1 protein-coding gene and 2 pseudogenes are annotated in these 1649 nt (G+C 70.3%); 1 reads left to right on the top strand and 2 read right to left on the bottom strand.

Going from position 1 to position 1649, the window contains the following annotated elements; translation table 11 throughout:
* Together G6022_RS15475 and G6022_RS15470 are read right to left on the bottom strand one after the other, a co-directional pair.
* Positions 1 to 205 (bottom strand): annotated as a pseudogene (locus G6022_RS15475) (hypothetical protein); the annotation flags it as partial.
* A 1-nt stretch (position 206) separates the two neighbouring features.
* Positions 207 to 1154 carry a Ppx/GppA family phosphatase gene (locus tag G6022_RS15470; RefSeq protein ID WP_182610886.1) on the bottom strand — a complete coding sequence of 316 codons (948 nt, stop codon included), beginning with the start codon at positions 1152 to 1154 and terminating at the stop codon, positions 207 to 209.
* Between the two features lie 33 nt (positions 1155 to 1187).
* Between G6022_RS15470 and G6022_RS15465 the strand changes: the two are divergent.
* A pseudogene (locus G6022_RS15465) lies at positions 1188 to 1649 on the top strand (hypothetical protein); the annotation flags it as partial.

Below are 1649 nucleotides of genomic sequence, written 5' to 3'. Positions count from 1 at the left end.
GGCGCGCGGCGCGGCTGCTGAGCTCGGTGTCATCGGTGATCCGCGGGATCTCGCCGGTGAGCTCGGAGACGCTCACGCCGCTGCCGCCCTCGTCGGCCCGCCGGTGCCGGCGCCCCTTGGGTGCGGCCGCGTCCGACTGCTCGGCGCCCATGCGCTTGAGCAGCTCCGCCACGGTGATCTGCTGACCGTCCTGATCCTCGGCCATCTCAGCTCCCCTTTCCGTCGCCGCCCGCGTCCCGGTCGAGACGCTGCAGAATGAGCCCCTCCCGCAGAGCCCACGGGCAGATTTTCACACTTTCCAACCCCAGAGCCCTCATCGACGCCTCCGCCACCAGCGCTCCCGCGACCACCTGATGGGACCGGTCAGAGCTGATGCCCTCCAACTCTGCCCTGTCGGCGGCCGTCATGCGAGAGATAAAGGCGATCACCTGCCGCAGACCCGACGCGGTGAGGATCCGCTCCACCCGCGGCCCCTCCGACGACGGCGCCGCGCCGGTGAGCCGCGCCAGCGTGCGGAACGTCTTGGAGGTGGCACAGGCCAGGTCGGGGGTGCCGGCGGCCCGCAGGTCCCGGGCAGGGCCCTCCAGCTCGGCGTCGATGAAATCACGCAACTGGTTGATGCGCTTGCGTTCGGGCGGGTCGGTCTTGAACCAGTCGTGCGTCAACCGGCCGGCGCCCAGGGGCAGGCTGAAGGCGTGCTCGGGCAGCTCGTCCTCGCCGCTCGTGAGTTCGAGCGAGCCACCACCGATGTCGAGGTTGACGATCCGACCGGCGCTCCAGCCGAACCACCGGCGGGCGGCCAGGAAGGTCATCCGCGCCTCGTCCTCGCCGGAGAGCACGCGCAACGCGATCCCGGTCTCCTTCTCGACCTTTTCGAGCACCGCGTCCGAATTGGCGGCGTCGCGCACCGCCGAGGTCGCCAGGGCCATGACCTCGCGGCACTTGGTGGCCTTGGCCAGATCGGCGGCCTCGTTGACCGCGTCGATCAGCCGGGCGATGCCGGTCTTCGAGATGTTGTCGTCCTCATCGAGGTACTCGATCAGCCGCAGACGGGTCTTGGAGTCGTTCATGGGCGTGGGGTGCCCGCCGCGATGGGCGTCGACCACCACGAAATGGACCGTGTTGCTCCCGACGTCCAGGACACCTAATCTCACACGCCCACCCTAAACGGTCTACGGTCGCAGGTTGTGACCGCCACCGAACGCACCAGCACCCCGGGCGCGCCCGCCGCGGAAGTCCCCCTCGACTTCCCCCGCGAGTGGTACAGCTTCCCGGACCCCGCGAACGACCAGCACCTCGTCTCCGCGGACATGACCTGGCTGCTGTCCTCGTGGACCTGCGTGTTCGGCACCCCGGCCTGCCACGGCATCGAGGCCGACCAGCCCGACTCCGGCTGTTGTACGCACGGGGCGTTCCTGTGTGACGACGACGACCGCGCGCGACTGACCGTGAACGTCGAACTCCTGGGACCCGAGGACTGGCAGCACCGTGGGGCCGCGCTGGAGGCCGCGGAGGCCGAGGGCGGCGATCTCGAGCCGTGGCTGGAAGAGGACGAGCTCACCGGGGACGACGGCGAGCCCGAGCCCGCCCTGCGGACGAGGCGCCACGGCGGGCGATGCGTGTTCTTCAACGACGTCGGCTTCCCGGCC

The sequence above is a fragment of the Dietzia sp. Cai40 genome (assembly GCF_014145165.1).
Taxonomy (GTDB): domain Bacteria; phylum Actinomycetota; class Actinomycetes; order Mycobacteriales; family Mycobacteriaceae; genus Dietzia; species Dietzia natronolimnaea.
The sequence above is the reverse complement of the archived record's forward strand: the minus strand, read 5'-3'. Positions and strand labels throughout refer to the sequence as shown.